Genomic DNA, 14,380 nt, shown 5'->3' on the forward strand with positions numbered 1-14,380 from the left:
CACATCAAAAGTTTGAGTAGTCTTGAAAGCGAGAGAGTCTGGTTTAAGCCCATATTGTCCGAAGCTGCTCAATACGTGAATGCCTGCTTTGCCAGTGGCGGTTGCGTATCAGACAAACATTGGCTTTCTTTACGCGCTTTGCCGAAAGCTCAGTTACCGACTAGGATTGGTTTTTGGCGCAACTAAGACTGAGTGAATTGTGGACTTTACTGTTTCAATGGCAAGTTAGCAAAAGCAGACACAAGAGCCCCAAGAAAAACATATCCCGATACAGCCTCGACGGCACTCAATGCTCTGCAAATTCCAATGGGTTGAATGTCTCCATACCCAAGCGTCGTGAACGTAACATAAGAGAAGTACAAGTGGTCTAAAACGGTTTCGGAATTCTGAAGGCATTTTTGGTAGTCTCCTGCAAGTAAATACAGGGTGGCAAAAGCCACGGGAGCTACCCAAACAACTACAATCGACCAGAAAATAACCCTTTGGAGAGGTGAGATAACTTCACGCTTTATCGAAGTTGCAGTAAAAAATGTCATTACGGCAATAAAGCAAACCGATTGACCAAGCCGCATCCAAAAACTCCCATCTGGGTCAAGTGACGCAAACATAAATGCGCCGCCCGCGACGGTGACAAGCGTCGCACTATTGAGAAGGAACTCATATGTCGAATTGGAAACCGGAAAAATACATCTATCAGGCAAGGTAGACCTCTGCTAGTTTTACTGCCAATTCACATAATTGATCCTATGCGTTCGTGACCATGTTCGGAAGCAGACATTTGCGCAGGCGCAGCGAAAACTCACTCTGTCCCCCATAGCAGACAAAGCCACATTTCTTGCGCCATCCCACAAAGTAAGACGCGCGGCCTTCTTTGGGCCGCGCGTCTGTGGCGATGCAAAGGGACAGGGGATCAAACCCGATGCATCTCCTGCTCGAAAGGGATCAGCGGCGGCGCATTACGTAGCCGCGCTTTCGCAGGCACTGGGCGCCATAGGCATGGGCGTAACCGCGCTGGGTGCGCACCTCGGTCCGGCATTTACGCGGCAGGCGGTTGGACGCGTCGTATTTGCGGTTCAGGCAGCGCGCGCTGAAAACGGCGTCGTGTTTTCTCGAACCGTTGCGCGGCACCCATAGGCATTCGGCGGGAAGCGGCGGGCGCATGCGGTTCTGGAAGTTATTCTTGCCGTACTGCGGCCAGGCCCGTTCGTAGATCAGCTCTTTCTGTTTTTTGGTGACCTTACCGTCCTTGCGTTCCCGCGCCTGTTCGGCGGCATTGGCGATCACATAGATCGTGGCGGCACCAGCCAGAAGCTTCACAAGATCATCGGCATCGGCGGCACGGGCGCTGGAGGCCCCGAAGCTTGTCAGGGCAAGGGCGGTGCTTAGGACGGCGGCAATAAAACGGCGGGACATGGGGCGGCTCCTGTGGGCTGTTGGACATTTCGGTGATGCGCCTGATCGAGTGTGACCAAGCTTGTGTCCCGAACCTGTCCCAGCCCCCCGAAGTCAGGCAATGACGACCGCCTGTTATCGGATAACAGCCCTTATTTTGCGCGTTGTTATTGAATTGCAGCGTCCATTGCGTGCAATCATGTGCCTATGAAAAACGCCCTGATCCTTTCCCTGCTTCTTGCCCTGCCCGCCGCGGCAGAGGCCGGTTGCTATGCCGATTACAAGGCCAAGCAGGAAGACCCGTTGCGCCTGCATTACGGGGTGGCCGAGATTTCTGGCGACTGCAGCAAGAAATCCGCCAAGAAAGAGCTGAAGCCCCGCCTGAAAGACGCAGGCTGGACTTTGCTGAATGTTGTGTCTGTATTTGACGAAAGTGGTTTGGAGGAAAGGAAGACCAGTGCCGGAAACAACTACCTCCGCTACTGAGGCGCGCCGGTCCGGCACGCGTATCGTCAGCCTCGGGATTATCGCGATCGTCGCCTTGTTGGCGGGTGCAGGGATCTGGCTGTTGCTGGCCCTGCCCGACGCCAACGCCTTTGATGCGCAGGTCGAACGTATCTTTATTGAAAACGACGACCTGACATCGCAGGCCGAAATCAAACTGCTGGAAATTCTGGCCCAGTCCGGCAATGCCTTTGCCGAAACGCTGGCCAGCTATCGGATGGTCATTTTCGTCCTTCTGATCTTTGCCACCGCCATGCTGGTCGCCGCCTTGGTGTTCCTGATCATGCTGGTCACGATGAACCGCCGCATGGCCCAGATCGAACGGTCAGGGATCGAGGTGTCGTCGCTGATCATCAGCCGCGATGAAAAGACGGTCTATCTGAACACCATGGGCTTCAAACTGACCGACGCGATGATGGAGACGATATCGGTTCTGGCCGAGGCCCGCATGGACGACGAAATGCTGACCGGCGTCCAGATCGAGGCGATGATTTCCGGCCGGTCCGAGGCCGACTGCGACGAAGCCGCCGGTGCCACCCGCATCAAACGCCTGCGCGACGGGCTGGGCAACCAGTTGGTCAGCGAACTGCTGGTCAAAACCATCGCCAAACGTGGCTATGTGCTGGCCATCGATAAAGGTGTGATCGAGGTGGTGTAGGAAGCTGCTGCAAAGGCAGCTTCTTTTAGCCCCATCAGTCACCCCAGAGCGGATAGTGCCGCATTGGTCGCCTCGCGTTCGTAACGGAACACCGGAACGGCGGCATAATCCACGGCTCGGCAGGTGAAGGATTGCTTGAGTTCGTTGAACATCTCCTCCTGCCCCGCTTCAAAGGCTTTCATCTCGGAAATGTCGTCGAAATTGATCGTCACGTACAACGAGCCTTCCTTGCACAGGAAGATATTCAGGCCTGTCATATTGTGCTTAGCGATCGATCCGCCCAGTTCCTCGGCAACGTAGGACGCAGCAATCTTGCCTTCGGTTATGCTGGTCAGCTTGATCTGATAGATTTTGGTGTACATCGTGCTACTCCATCATTGCAAAGAGATCTTCGACGTCCAGCGTCGCTTTGGGGGCCAGAATTTTGCGTCGGAACATCGCGGCAGACAGGCCCTGATTGCCCTGAACCTCTCGGCCCATGGCGGACAGCTCTGCGCCAATTCCTTTCTTTTCAGCCAACCCCATTCCAATCAGCGTTCCCAAAGTGTCCTTGGACACCGGGTTGCCAGCACAGAGGCTTAGAAAGCCTTCCAACTCGGGCAAGCCCATTTCCGGGTATTCACGACCAAGGTTTCGGCAAACTTCGGACATGCGCTCTGTGACCGCACCACGTTCTTCCATTTGCAACGTGATCATCAGGGTCATGTTGGACGCGAGTTCAACCATACGGTCCACGACCTCGGGTGACATGACCCTTGGCTTGTAATCCACGGTGCAAAGCGTTCCCAAAACCAGACCGTCACTGGTTACAAGGGGATAGGCCCCCCAGAACACCCAATGGGGTGCCTCGAGCACGAGTGGATTGTTTTTAAGCTTTTCGTGTTCTCGCAGGTCCGGAACAATTGTGGGGGCCGTACTGCCTAATGCGTATTGGCACAGGGTCATTTTACGCGGCACTTCAGTGGCGTCGATCAGCCCGTTGAAATCCTGAGCAAGGAAAAACTGGCGGTCTTCGTCCAGAAGCCCTGTATAGGCGACCGGACAATCCGTAATCAGCTTTGCAAGATCGACATATATATCCCACCGGTCAGGCTGATCTACATCCATGACCCCGGATCGGTGGACCCGTGCGTTGCGTGCTTCTTCGTTCGCAGGCAAGGGTGCGGCTTCGTATGCTGGATGCATATCTCCTCCTCCACGATAAGCTTCCGTAACGTAAAGCTTGTTCGAAATTTCGATTTGACGAGATTTCCAAAGGCCACCGGAGATTTGTCTAATGTGCTTGGTGTCTGCGAAAGACATCCAAAATGGATATAACATTCGGCCGGGCACTGCCGTTCACGCGAGGCGGCATATTTTTAAATCGAAAACTGCTGACCAATGAACCGCGTACAGCTTGATGCACTTTGGCTGAAAGGAAAAAGCTTCAAAGGTGCTTTTCAATCCGTACTCGGCATTCTAGGGTCTGCCTGTCTTGGCAATAAAGGCATTGCGCGCTGCTGTCAGGATGAGCGGAGCTTTCCCTCTTGGTCAGACGCCCGGATGCGTCGGCCGCGTGCACAAGGCTCCTTTCAAAGAAACAGGCGGCGCGCCGCCGGAACCGATAGGTGAGCCATGCTTCGCAACGACCAACTTGAACAGTGGGACCGCGACAACTTTTTCCACCCCTCCACACATCTGGCCGAGTTCGCCCGCGGCAATGTCCCGCAGCGCGTCGTCACCGGCGGATCGGGCTGTCACATCGAAGATCGTGACGGCAACCGTCTGCTGGATGCCTTTGCCGGTCTTTACTGTGTGAACGTCGGCTATGGCCGGTCCGACATTGCCGATGCGATTGCCGATCAGGCCAAGGAACTGGCCTATTACCATTCCTATGTGGGTCACGGCACCGAGGCATCGATCACGCTGGCCAAAATGGTTCTGGACCGCGCGCCCGATCACATGTCCAAGGTCTATTTCGGCCTGTCCGGATCAGACGCGAACGAGACCAACATCAAGCTGGTCTGGTATTTCAACAATATCCTTGGCCGCCCCGAGAAGAAAAAGATCATCTCGCGCTGGCGCGGCTATCACGGCTCGGGCCTGATGACCGGATCGCTGACGGGGCTTGAGCTGTTCCACAAGAAGTTCGATCTGCCACTGACGCAGGTGATCCACACAGAGGCCCCCTACTATTTCCGCCGCCCCGATCTGGACATGACCGAAGAACAGTTCACCGCCCATTGCGCGGCCGAACTTGAGGCGCTGATCGAACGCGAAGGCGCCGACACCATCGCCGCCTTCATCGGCGAACCGGTACTGGGCACAGGCGGCATCGTTCCCCCACCCGCAGGCTACTGGCAGGCCATTCAGGCGGTTCTGGACAAACACGACATCCTGCTGATCGCGGATGAGGTCGTGACAGGCTTCGGCCGTCTGGGCACCATGTTCGGGTCTGATCACTTCGGCATGCGCCCTGACATCATCACAATCGCGAAAGGCCTGACCTCGGCCTACGCGCCTTTGTCCGGCTCGATCGTGTCTGACAAAGTGTGGAAGGTGCTGGAGCAAGGCACAGACGAAAACGGCCCCATCGGCCACGGCTGGACCTATTCCGCCCACCCCATCGGCGCCGCGGCAGGTGTGGCGAACCTGAAACTGATTGACGAACTGGACCTTGTCACCAAGGCAGGCGACGTGGGCGGCTATCTGAACAAAACCATGTCCGAGGCGCTGTCAGACCATACCCATGTGGGCGAGGTTCGCGGCGAAGGCATGCTTTGTGCCGTCGAGTTCGTCAAAGACCGCGACAGCCGGACATTCTATGACGCCGCAGACAAAATCGGCCCACAAATCGCAGCGGCCCTACTAGAGCAAAGCAACATCATCGCCCGCGCCATGCCCCAAGGCGACATCCTAGGCTTCGCCCCGCCCTTCTGCCTGACAAAACAAGAGGCAGACGGGATCGTCGCTGCAACCAAGCGCGCTGTGACGTCGGTTTTGGGCTGATCAATGCACTAAGTTCAAAAATGAATCCTGGCGATCCCGGCAGGATTCGAACCTGCAACCTGCCCCTTAGGAGGGGGCTGCTCTATCCAGTTGAGCCACGGGACCGCACGGGTTTTTTGCATATCGTCTGCATCAAGGCTTGTCATCCCTGAATGGACTGTCGTTTGCCTTGTATGATCTTATGCGATTGCGCTAGACTTTTAGAAAAGCACAGGAAAACACCGTGGCCCCGACAGACCATCGCCCCTTGACGCTCCGCGACGTTTCAGAAGCTTCTGGCGTTTCCGAAATGACCGTGAGCCGCGTTTTGCGCAATCGTGGCGATGTCAGCCCAGCCACCCGCGAAAAGGTCCTCGAAGCGGCCAAGGCGCTTGGGTACGTGCCCAACAAAATTGCAGGCGCGCTGGCCAGCCAGCGGGTCAACCTTGTGGCCGTCATTATTCCCAGCCTGCGCAACATGGTGTTCCCCGAGGTCCTTTCCGGCATCTCGAACGTGCTGGAAACAACTGACCTTCAACCGGTTGTTGGCGTCACGGACTACCTGCCGGAAAAAGAAGAGCGCGTTCTGTATGAGATGCTGTCGTGGCGTCCCTCGGGCGTGATCATTGCCGGTCTGGAACATTCCGATGCGTCCCGCGCCATGATGCGCGCGGCAGGCATCCCGATTGTCGAGATTATGGATATCGACGGCACGCCCATTGATGCAGCCGTCGGTATTTCACACCGTCGTGCAGGCCGCGAGATGGCGCAGGCGATCCTGAAACAGGGCTACCAGCACATCGGCTTTATGGGCACTAAGATGCCCTTGGACCACCGTGCGCGGAAGCGTTTCGAAGGCTTTACCGAGGTTCTCGCCAAAAACGGGATCGAGGTCGAGGATCAGGAATTCTATTCCGGAGGATCCGCTTTGGCGAAGGGTCGCGAGATGACCGAAGCCATGCTGGAACGCTCGCCCGAGCTGGATTTCCTCTATTACTCAAACGACATGATCGGTGCCGGTGGCCTCCTGTATCTGCTGGAAAAGGGCTATGACGTGCCGGGCAAGATCGGTCTGGCCGGTTTCAACGGGGTCGAGTTGCTGGATGGTCTGCCGCGCAAGCTGGCCACGATGAACGCGGGCCGGAGCGAGATTGGCACCAAGGCTGCCGAAATCATTGCAGAACGCGTTGCTGACCCCACCAAAGAGGTCGAGCGTATTGTCGAGCTTAGCCCCAAGGTTCTTTACGGCGACACGCTGAAACGCCGCTAAATTTACGCCCTAAACGGGTTTTGTCATTATCCCGATACACGCGACGTCTAAACTGGCGTCATGGAGCAGCGTCTTTTTTCACCTCAGAAATCGCGCCGCCTGTCGCTTCGCCTGACAGGGGTCGAGGTTTTGCGCGACGGGAAAATGCAACGCAGGTCTGTCGCCATCCAAAACGGTCGGGTCACCAAGGGGCCTTTGCCCGAAGTTGACCTGTCCGGATATTTTGTGATGCCCGGGATCGTCGACCTGTGTGGTCTTGGCTTTCAGAACCGGATGACTGCGTCCGACATGTCGATGCAATCAGCGTTGCTTACGACTGCACGCGATGCTGCGGCCAACGGGATCACGACGGCCCGCATTGCCCAAGGATGGGGATGGGAGGCCGAACACTCAGACCCGGATGTTGCACGAACTGTGCTGGCCTTGATCGAGCATATGCGCCCCAGCAGTCTGATTGATATGCGGGCCGTGTTGCTGTGCGACACGCACACCACCACGATACGTGATGCTCTGCTGGCTTCGGTCCGCCGCCATGGCGTGGATCTGGTACTGTTCACCGATTTGCTGAAACGTATCGAGCTCGGAAAGCTTGATCGCCGCCCATTGATGGAAAAAGCGGCCTCTGTGGCGGCCGAAAAACGTGATGTACCGCGCCATCTGTGCCGTTTGGCCGAAGCCTTTGATCTTTTGGGCACTGTGTACGGCAGTCTGGATGACCCCGACGGGGAAACGCGGGAAACCTATTCGATGCTGGGCGCCAAGCTCTGCGCGCGACCCGACAACCGTAAACCCGCCGCATTGGCCAAAGCCGTTGGTGATCCGGTGATCCTGCCCGCCTCGGATATCCTGCGAAGCGATCAAGCTGCTCTGACGACAGATCTTCTGCGCTCGGGATTGTGTCAGGCTTTGATGTCGGAGCACCATTACGCCGATTTGGTGCGCGCCGTATTCAAGATCGTGGACGACGGGCGCATGTCCCTGCCCCGTGCTTGGGCGCTGATATCACAAACTCCGGCCGAGATTTTGCGACTGCCCGATCGGGGGCATATCGATTATGGCCGCCGCGCGGATCTGGTTGTGGTGCATGCCACCACGAAAAAGGTCGAGGCCACCATCGCTGACGGGCGCATCGCCTATCTGGCGGGCGGTGCCGCACAGCGTTTTCTAGCGGCGGGCAGCGAAGTCGCGCTGGCCGCAGAATAGCACTGTTACCGAACTGTCATCGGAATCACCTAGCCTACCTTTGCGAGTAGTGACCGCGCTTGGTCCGTCCCACGGACCGCTTTATTACTTTGGCCTTCGGGCATAAATTTTCCAAACGTCTCTGGGGTGGCTTAGGCCGCCCCAATTCCTTTGCAGCCGCAGCATAGCAGCCCTGCAAATTGCGGCTTTAGCCATGCAAATAATGGAAACCGGCTATTACCAGACAGCTCTTTTTTTGCCGCGCCGCAGCATATATCAATGTCTCAAGGGAGCAGACTTGAACAGGAGTTTGTCGAAATGGCACTTGCAGAAACAACACTCGTCCGCGAATCCAGCAACGTATTCGCAAATATCGGTAACGCGATCCTGCGTACCATGACAGCAATCGCAGAAGCCGACGGTCGCGTCCGTCGCGTTCAGCAGCTGCAGGCAATGAGCGACGCAGAACTGGCGAAGCGCGGCCTGAAGCGTGACGAAATCGTCCACCATGTTTTCCGGTCCACATACTACATGTAATCCGGTTTATCCGTATTCTGAAAAAGGCCGTGCCCACTGGGCGCGGCCTTTTCTTTTGCCCGATCGCCAGATGACTGACGCCAAAAAACAAAAAGGCCGCATCGAATGATGCGGCCTTTCCGTATGGGGTGGCGCGGAACCTTAGTTCTGCGCGTAGAATTCGATGACCAGGTTCGGTTCCATGACGACCGGGTACGGTACGTCGGACAGGCCCGGCTGGCGAACGTATGTCGCTTTCATCTTGCTGTGGTCAGCGTCGATGTAGTCCGGAACGTCACGCTCTGTCAGCTGAGTTGCTTCCAGCAGAACGGCCATTTGCTTGGACTTCTCGCGAACTTCGATCACGTCACCTTCTTTAACGCGGTAGGACGGGATGTTAACGCGCTTGCCGTTCACCAGGACGTGGCCGTGGTTTACGAACTGACGAGCAGCGAAAACTGTCGCAACGAACTTGGCGCGGTAAACAACGGCGTCCAGACGGCGCTCGAGCAGACCGATCAGGTTTTCACCTGTATCACCCTTGATACGTTCCGCGTCCGAGAAGATGCGACGGAACTGTTTTTCGGTCAGGTCGCCGTAGTAACCCTTCAGCTTCTGCTTGGCGCGCAGCTGGATACCGAAGTCGGACAGTTTGCCCTTACGACGCTGGCCGTGCTGGCCGGGGCCGTATTCACGACGGTTAACGGGGGATTTCGGACGACCCCAGATGTTTTCACCCATCCGGCGGTCAATTTTGTACTTGGCAGAGGTGCGTTTTGTCACCGTCTGATCTCCTTCTGTAGGCGACACCCCTTCGGTGGTCTTGGGGGTATCTATGAAGGGCGTTGTCCTCTGGGTCGAAACCCTGACAGGCATCCCCTTGCGGGGGCCACCAACACCAATGAAGCCGCGCTTATATGCGCACACCTTTCAGAGTCAAGCGCTTTGCCACTGGGCCCCTGATTTTAAAGGCGCAGAGGGAAATAGGTGGCATTTGAATAGAGCCTGATTTCTTAACCAACCCGTTAACCTCTGGCGGGCACTTTGGCGATGGCCATAGTGGAAGAGTGGATCAATGCGCCCGCAACACCAGAAAATGAAATCCAACGCCCTGTCAGAGGCAGTTCGCAACCGTGACAAGGATATTCCGTCAATGGTTGCCGCGGCCGTGCGGCACAAAGAGGTGAAACTGGCCTATCAACCCATCGTGCAGGCCAGTGCCCAGAACCGCGTGGCGTTTTGGGAAGGCCTGATCAGGGTGACCGACCCCACGGGCCGCATCATCCCTGCGCGGGAATTCATCGGATATGTCGAAGAACAGGAAACCGGCAGGCTGCTGGATTGCCATGCCTTGGAACACGGGCTGCGGATGCTGGCCAAAGTGCCCGATCTGCGTCTGTCGATAAATATGTCTGCCCGTTCGATCGGATATATGCGGTGGCAACGCATTCTGGATCGTCAATTGTCCGCCAACCCGACACTGGCCGAGCGACTGATTCTCGAAATTTCCGAAGACTCAGCCATGCGCGTGCCCGAATTGGTGACCGAATTTGCACGGCGATTGCGGAAAAAAGGCATTTCTTTTGCCCTCGATTCTTTCGGTGCGGGGCAAACGGTGTTCCGCCATTTCAAGCAATTGGACTTCGATATCCTGAAAATCGACGGGCATTTTGTCGCAAACGTGGCCCATGATTCAGACAATCAGGTGGCCATCCGCGCCCTTGCGGCGGTGGGGGGCGAATTTGGTATGATTACTGTCGCAGAACGGGTGGAAACCCTAGAAGATGCAGCCTTTTTGGCCAGTGTAGGCATTGACTGTTTGCAAGGTTACGCCTTTTCCGCGCCCACGCTTTCTCCGCCTTTTGTTCACAAGCCCTAGGTTTGTGTATTTCATCCACTTCACCCAGCACACGAATTGGCCGCCCTGCCCTCTCGGGCAGTGATTGGGGCACCTTCGGGCAGGTTGCCGCGTTGGAATTGCTGCTGTAACCGTTACACAGGAGGAATTGTGCGGCGGTGCAGAAAGCACGTCGCATAAGCTCATTGGATGGAGAACCAAATATGACCAACATCGTCATCGCATCCGCAGCGCGTACTGCTGTAGGTAGCTTCAACGGCTCTTTTGCCAACACCCCCGCGCACGATCTTGGCGCTGCCGTTCTTGAGGCACTGGTCGCACGCGCAGGCATCGACAAAGCGGATGTGTCGGAAACCATTTTGGGTCAGGTTCTGACCGCGGCTCAGGGCCAGAACCCTGCCCGTCAGGCGCACATCAACGCTGGCCTGCCGAAAGAGGCAGCAGCCTGGGGCATCAACCAGGTGTGTGGTTCGGGTCTTCGCGCTGTTGCGCTGGGTGCACAGCACATCCAACTGGGTGATGCAGACATCATCTGTGCGGGTGGCCAGGAAAACATGTCGCTGTCCACACACGCCGCGCACCTGCGTGCGGGCCACAAAATGGGCGACGTGAAATACATCGACACGATGATCCGCGACGGTCTGTGGGATGCGTTCAACGGCTACCACATGGGCCAGACAGCCGAAAACGTCGCCGAGCAGTGGCAGATCAGCCGCGACATGCAGGACGAATTCGCGCTGGCATCGCAGAACAAAGCCGAAGCCGCGCAAAACGCGGGCAAGTTCGATGACGAGGTGATCCCCTTCACCATCAAGACACGCAAAGGCGAAATCGTCGTCGACAAAGACGAATATATCCGCCACGGCGCAACCATCGAAAGCATGCAGAAACTGCGTCCGGCCTTTACCAAAGACGGTTCGGTCACAGCGGCCAACGCATCCGGCATCAACGACGGCGCGGCGGGCGTTCTGCTGATGACAGCAGACAACGCAGAAAAGCGCGGTATCGAGCCTCTGGCACGCATCGTGTCCTACGCGACAGCCGGTCTGGACCCGTCCATCATGGGTGTTGGCCCGATCTACGCATCGCGCAAAGCGCTGGATAAAGCAGGCTGGAAGGCCGAGGATCTGGATCTGGTCGAAGCCAACGAAGCCTTTGCTGCTCAGGCCTGCGCCGTGAACAAGGACATGGGCTGGAACCCCGAGATCGTGAACGTGAACGGTGGCGCAATCGCCATCGGCCACCCGATCGGCGCATCCGGTGCCCGCGTTCTGAACACGCTGTTGTTCGAAATGAAACGCCGCAACGCCAAGAAGGGTCTCGCCACCCTTTGCATCGGCGGCGGTATGGGCGTCGCCATGTGCGTCGAACGTCCGTAACAAACAAAGGCGGGTCGGAAACGACCCGCCTTTTTCTTTTGTACATTGGCGATTGCTTTTTTAAGATTTTCATCGGGACAAACAGTGGAAACGCGGCCAAATCACGCACAGGAAACGGTGATTTAGCCCATTCGTCTGCTTGACGTCCCCCGCGAAACCTGTTTTTTGAAAAGTAACAATCTTGCAAAAACAATGCAGGTTTGCGCAATAGAATTACTCAGTGCTTGGAGGACAAGACATGGCACGTACAGCATTGGTCACAGGCGGCAGCCGCGGAATCGGCGCTTCGATTTCCAAAGCCCTGAAGGACGCAGGTTATCAGGTTGCGGCAACATTTGCCGGCAACGAAGAAAAGGCCGCGGCTTTCACTGCCGAAACCGGCATCAAGACCTACAAGTGGAACGTTGCGGATTATGAAGAATCCAAAGCGGGCCTTGCACAGGTCGAAGCCGATCTGGGCCCCATCGATGTTGTTGTTGCCAACGCTGGCATCACCCGCGACGCACCGTTCCACAAAATGACACCGGAACAGTGGCACGAAGTGGTCGACACAAACCTGACAGGCGTTTTCAACACTGTGCACCCCGTCTGGGGCGGCATGCGTGAGCGTAAGTTCGGCCGTATCATCGTGATCTCGTCGATCAACGGTCAGAAAGGCCAGTTCGCTCAGGTGAACTACGCGGCGACCAAAGCGGGCGATCTGGGTATCGTGAAATCGCTGGCCCAAGAAGGCGCACGCGCAGGCATCACAGCCAACGCAATCTGCCCGGGCTACATCGCGACAGACATGGTTATGGCGGTTCCGGAAAAGGTCCGTGAATCGATCATCGCGCAAATCCCCACTGGCCGTCTGGGCGAGCCGGAAGAAATCGCACGCTGCGTTGTGTTCCTTGCGTCCGACGACGCGGGCTTTATCAACGGATCGACAATCTCGGCGAACGGCGGTCAGTTCTTCGTCTGATCCGACCGAAAATCAAACGCGAAACCCCGTCCCTTGTGGCGGGGTTTTGTGTATCAGCGCACAGGATCAGCGCTACACGTGGAATTTACGCACACCGATTGCGGCCTATATTGCGGACCAAACGCTATAGGAGCTTTCCATGATCCGCGACATTCAGGGCCTTCATCACGTCACATCGCTGGCGTCTGACGCCCAGAAGAACAACGACTTCTTTACCAAAGTGCTCGGCCTGCGCCGCGTCAAAAAGACGGTGAACTTCGACGCACCCGAGGTCTATCACCTGTATTACGGAGATGAGCTGGGCACGCCCGGAACCGTGATGACGTACTTCCCCTTCCCCGGCGCGCGCCGTGGCCGCGCAGGTATTGGCGAGGTCGGCACCACGGTGTTTGCCATCCCGACCGGTGCCGTCGGCTATTGGCAGGAACGCCTGACCAAAGCAGGCGTCGCCAACATCAGCTCTGACACCTATTTCGGCGCGCCGCGCCTACGGTTCTCTGGCCCCGACGGTGATGCCTTTGCTGTGGTCGAGGTCGATAATCACAGCCGCGACCCATGGACAGGCAACGGCGTGCCCGCCGATGTGGCGATCCGTGGCTTCCACTCCACCGACATGCGTCTCTGGGATGCAACGGCCACCGCGGAACTGTTGGAATTCATGGGCTACGAAAAGCAGGATCAAAGCGGGTCAGTGACGCGCTACCACATTCCCGGCGGCAACGATGCCAATGTGATTGATCTGGCCCAACTGCAGGCATCGCCCGCCGCGCAGGGCGCAGGATCGGTGCACCATGTGGCCTTTGCCGTGGAAAACCGCGCCAAACAGCTGGAAGTGCGCAAGGCGCTTATGGACACAGGATACCAAGTGACGCCTGTGATTGACCGCGATTACTTCTGGGCGATCTACTTCCGCACTCCGGGCGGTGTCCTGTTCGAAATCGCAACAAACGAACCCGGCTTTGACCGCGACGAAGATACCGCGCATCTGGGCGAGGCGCTCAAGCTTCCATCACAGCACGAACATCTGCGCCACTTGCTGGAACAGAAATATCTGGAGCCGATCCATGACTGATCTGGTCTTTGCTGAAACCCAAGGGACCGCAGGCGCGCCGCTGGTCTTTACCTTCCATGGCACAGGCGGTTCGGAACGACAGTTTCACGACTTTGCCCAAAGCCTGATCCCCGGCGCGCATGTGATTTCGCCGCGCGGCACCGTGAACGAACACGGGGCGTTGCGTTATTTCAAACGTACGGGCGAAGGTGTCTATGACATGGACGACCTGCGCGAACGGACCCAAGACATGGCCCGTTTCCTGTCCGATCATAAGACACGTTTGGGCGCGGATCGGGTGGTTGGCCTTGGCTATTCGAACGGTGCCAACATTCTGATGAACGTGATGTTGGAGCATCCGGATATCTTTACCGATGCGATGCTGCTGCACCCGCTGATCCCATGGTCGCCTGCCCCGCAACCGGGGCTGGCGCAATCACGCATTCTGATCACGGCGGGCGAGATGGATCCGATCTGTCCGGCCCAGCAGACACGGGCCTTGATTGCTTATCTGGAACAACAAGGCGCGGATATCCGCGCAGACTGGCATTCCGGCGGCCACAACATCATGCAGAACGAAGTCGATGCCATGACCGATTTCTGCGCTGCGATCACCGCCTGATTCCCAATTGCCCTGAAACC

General features: G+C 56.9%; 16 protein-coding genes and 1 tRNA gene. 11 read left to right on the plus strand and 6 right to left on the minus strand.

What is annotated here, in order from left to right; translation table 11 throughout:
* Positions 1 to 206: 206 nt before the first annotated feature.
* Positions 207 to 608 (minus strand): potassium channel family protein, encoded by a 402-nt coding sequence (locus C4S59_RS10105; RefSeq protein ID WP_200813208.1) that lies wholly within the window; start codon positions 606 to 608, stop codon positions 207 to 209.
* A 334-nt stretch (positions 609 to 942) separates the two neighbouring features.
* Positions 943 to 1,413 (minus strand): hypothetical protein, encoded by a 471-nt coding sequence (locus tag C4S59_RS10110; RefSeq protein WP_103910391.1) that lies wholly within the window; start codon positions 1,411 to 1,413, stop codon positions 943 to 945.
* 186 nt (positions 1,414 to 1,599) lie between these two features.
* Here C4S59_RS10110 and C4S59_RS10115 point away from each other — a divergent pair, with 186 nt between their 5' ends.
* Together C4S59_RS10115 and C4S59_RS10120 are read left to right on the plus strand one after the other, a co-directional pair.
* The gene (locus tag C4S59_RS10115) at positions 1,600 to 1,878 is read left to right on the plus strand and encodes a hypothetical protein (protein ID WP_103910392.1); all 279 of its coding nucleotides are present in this window, start codon (positions 1,600 to 1,602) and stop codon (positions 1,876 to 1,878) included.
* The gene (locus tag C4S59_RS10120) at positions 1,802 to 2,554 is read left to right on the plus strand and encodes a hypothetical protein (protein WP_407703050.1); all 753 of its coding nucleotides are present in this window, start codon (positions 1,802 to 1,804) and stop codon (positions 2,552 to 2,554) included. Before C4S59_RS10115 ends, C4S59_RS10120 begins: the two co-directional genes overlap by 77 nt.
* Before the next feature lie 38 nt (positions 2,555 to 2,592).
* Here the strand turns inward: C4S59_RS10120 and C4S59_RS10125 are convergent, their stop codons facing one another.
* Together C4S59_RS10125 and C4S59_RS10130 are read right to left on the minus strand one after the other, a co-directional pair.
* Positions 2,593 to 2,916, minus strand: a complete 324-nt coding sequence (locus C4S59_RS10125; protein ID WP_103910394.1) for a hypothetical protein — start codon at positions 2,914 to 2,916, stop codon at positions 2,593 to 2,595.
* A 4-nt stretch (positions 2,917 to 2,920) separates the two neighbouring features.
* Positions 2,921 to 3,739 (minus strand): GAF domain-containing protein, encoded by an 819-nt coding sequence (locus C4S59_RS10130; protein WP_103910395.1) that lies wholly within the window; start codon positions 3,737 to 3,739, stop codon positions 2,921 to 2,923.
* A gap of 429 nt (positions 3,740 to 4,168) precedes the next feature.
* Between C4S59_RS10130 and C4S59_RS10135 the strand changes: the two genes are divergently transcribed.
* Positions 4,169 to 5,542, plus strand: a complete 1,374-nt coding sequence (locus C4S59_RS10135; protein WP_103910396.1) for an aspartate aminotransferase family protein — start codon at positions 4,169 to 4,171, stop codon at positions 5,540 to 5,542.
* A 28-nt stretch (positions 5,543 to 5,570) separates the two neighbouring features.
* Here C4S59_RS10135 and C4S59_RS10140 read toward each other — a convergent pair.
* Positions 5,571 to 5,647 (minus strand) — tRNA-Arg (locus C4S59_RS10140).
* Between the two features lie 118 nt (positions 5,648 to 5,765).
* Here C4S59_RS10140 and C4S59_RS10145 point away from each other — a divergent pair.
* The 3 genes from C4S59_RS10145 to C4S59_RS10155 all read left to right on the plus strand — a co-directional run bounded on the left by C4S59_RS10145 (position 5,766) and on the right by C4S59_RS10155 (position 8,510).
* Positions 5,766 to 6,791 carry a LacI family DNA-binding transcriptional regulator gene (locus tag C4S59_RS10145; protein WP_103910397.1) on the plus strand — a complete coding sequence of 342 codons (1,026 nt, stop codon included), beginning with the start codon at positions 5,766 to 5,768 and terminating at the stop codon, positions 6,789 to 6,791.
* Between the two features lie 60 nt (positions 6,792 to 6,851).
* Positions 6,852 to 7,994, plus strand: coding sequence for an amidohydrolase family protein (locus C4S59_RS10150; protein ID WP_103910398.1), 1,143 nt, complete (start codon positions 6,852 to 6,854; stop codon positions 7,992 to 7,994).
* A gap of 297 nt (positions 7,995 to 8,291) precedes the next feature.
* Positions 8,292 to 8,510, plus strand: coding sequence for a DUF1127 domain-containing protein (locus C4S59_RS10155; protein WP_103910399.1), 219 nt, complete (start codon positions 8,292 to 8,294; stop codon positions 8,508 to 8,510).
* Between the two features lie 141 nt (positions 8,511 to 8,651).
* Here C4S59_RS10155 and rpsD read toward each other — a convergent pair whose 3' ends face one another.
* Positions 8,652 to 9,272 carry a 30S ribosomal protein S4 gene (rpsD, locus tag C4S59_RS10160; protein ID WP_103910400.1) on the minus strand — a complete coding sequence of 207 codons (621 nt, stop codon included), beginning with the start codon at positions 9,270 to 9,272 and terminating at the stop codon, positions 8,652 to 8,654.
* A gap of 292 nt (positions 9,273 to 9,564) precedes the next feature.
* Between rpsD and C4S59_RS10165 the strand changes: the two genes are divergently transcribed.
* The 5 genes from C4S59_RS10165 (at position 9,565) to C4S59_RS10185 (ending at position 14,360) form a co-directional block, all read left to right on the plus strand.
* Positions 9,565 to 10,368, plus strand: coding sequence for an EAL domain-containing protein (locus tag C4S59_RS10165; protein WP_103910401.1), 804 nt, complete (start codon positions 9,565 to 9,567; stop codon positions 10,366 to 10,368).
* Between the two features lie 182 nt (positions 10,369 to 10,550).
* A complete protein-coding gene (locus C4S59_RS10170; protein WP_103910402.1) occupies positions 10,551 to 11,726 on the plus strand; it encodes an acetyl-CoA C-acetyltransferase in 1,176 nt (391 codons plus the stop codon).
* Positions 11,727 to 11,964: 238 nt separating this feature from the next.
* Positions 11,965 to 12,687: an acetoacetyl-CoA reductase gene (phbB, locus tag C4S59_RS10175; RefSeq protein WP_103910403.1), complete on the plus strand. Its 723-nt coding sequence runs from the start codon at positions 11,965 to 11,967 to the stop codon at positions 12,685 to 12,687.
* A gap of 139 nt (positions 12,688 to 12,826) precedes the next feature.
* Complete coding sequence (locus tag C4S59_RS10180; RefSeq protein ID WP_103910404.1) at positions 12,827 to 13,759, plus strand: VOC family protein; 933 nt, start codon at positions 12,827 to 12,829, stop codon at positions 13,757 to 13,759.
* On the plus strand, positions 13,752 to 14,360 hold the full coding sequence (locus tag C4S59_RS10185; protein ID WP_103910405.1) for an alpha/beta hydrolase: 609 nt from the start codon (positions 13,752 to 13,754) through the stop codon (positions 14,358 to 14,360). The genes C4S59_RS10180 and C4S59_RS10185 overlap by 8 nt, the downstream gene beginning before the upstream one ends.
* Positions 14,361 to 14,380: the final 20 nt, after the last annotated feature.

Origin of the sequence: Thalassococcus halodurans (assembly GCF_900108225.1) — a bacterium.
GTDB lineage: Bacteria > Pseudomonadota > Alphaproteobacteria > Rhodobacterales > Rhodobacteraceae > Thalassococcus > Thalassococcus halodurans.

Excerpts from the sequence above, each read along its gene's own strand:
- C4S59_RS10120 (WP_407703050.1), top strand. The coding sequence starts at position 1,802 with ATGTTGTGTCTGTATTTGACGAAAGTGGTTTGGAGGAAAGGAAGACCA.
- phbB (WP_103910403.1), top strand. The coding sequence starts at position 11,965 with ATGGCACGTACAGCATTGGTCACAGGCGGCAGCCGCGGAATCGGCGCT.
- C4S59_RS10105 (WP_200813208.1), bottom strand. The coding sequence starts at position 608 with ATGTTTGCGTCACTTGACCCAGATGGGAGTTTTTGGATGCGGCTTGGT.
- C4S59_RS10150 (WP_103910398.1), top strand. The coding sequence starts at position 6,852 with ATGGAGCAGCGTCTTTTTTCACCTCAGAAATCGCGCCGCCTGTCGCTT.
- C4S59_RS10180 (WP_103910404.1), top strand. The coding sequence starts at position 12,827 with ATGATCCGCGACATTCAGGGCCTTCATCACGTCACATCGCTGGCGTCT.
- C4S59_RS10135 (WP_103910396.1), top strand. The coding sequence starts at position 4,169 with ATGCTTCGCAACGACCAACTTGAACAGTGGGACCGCGACAACTTTTTC.
- C4S59_RS10165 (WP_103910401.1), top strand. The coding sequence starts at position 9,565 with ATGCGCCCGCAACACCAGAAAATGAAATCCAACGCCCTGTCAGAGGCA.
- C4S59_RS10170 (WP_103910402.1), top strand. The coding sequence starts at position 10,551 with ATGACCAACATCGTCATCGCATCCGCAGCGCGTACTGCTGTAGGTAGC.
- C4S59_RS10115 (WP_103910392.1), top strand. The coding sequence starts at position 1,600 with ATGAAAAACGCCCTGATCCTTTCCCTGCTTCTTGCCCTGCCCGCCGCG.
- C4S59_RS10155 (WP_103910399.1), top strand. The coding sequence starts at position 8,292 with ATGGCACTTGCAGAAACAACACTCGTCCGCGAATCCAGCAACGTATTC.
- C4S59_RS10110 (WP_103910391.1), bottom strand. The coding sequence starts at position 1,413 with ATGTCCCGCCGTTTTATTGCCGCCGTCCTAAGCACCGCCCTTGCCCTG.
- C4S59_RS10125 (WP_103910394.1), bottom strand. The coding sequence starts at position 2,916 with ATGTACACCAAAATCTATCAGATCAAGCTGACCAGCATAACCGAAGGC.
- C4S59_RS10130 (WP_103910395.1), bottom strand. The coding sequence starts at position 3,739 with ATGCATCCAGCATACGAAGCCGCACCCTTGCCTGCGAACGAAGAAGCA.
- C4S59_RS10185 (WP_103910405.1), top strand. The coding sequence starts at position 13,752 with ATGACTGATCTGGTCTTTGCTGAAACCCAAGGGACCGCAGGCGCGCCG.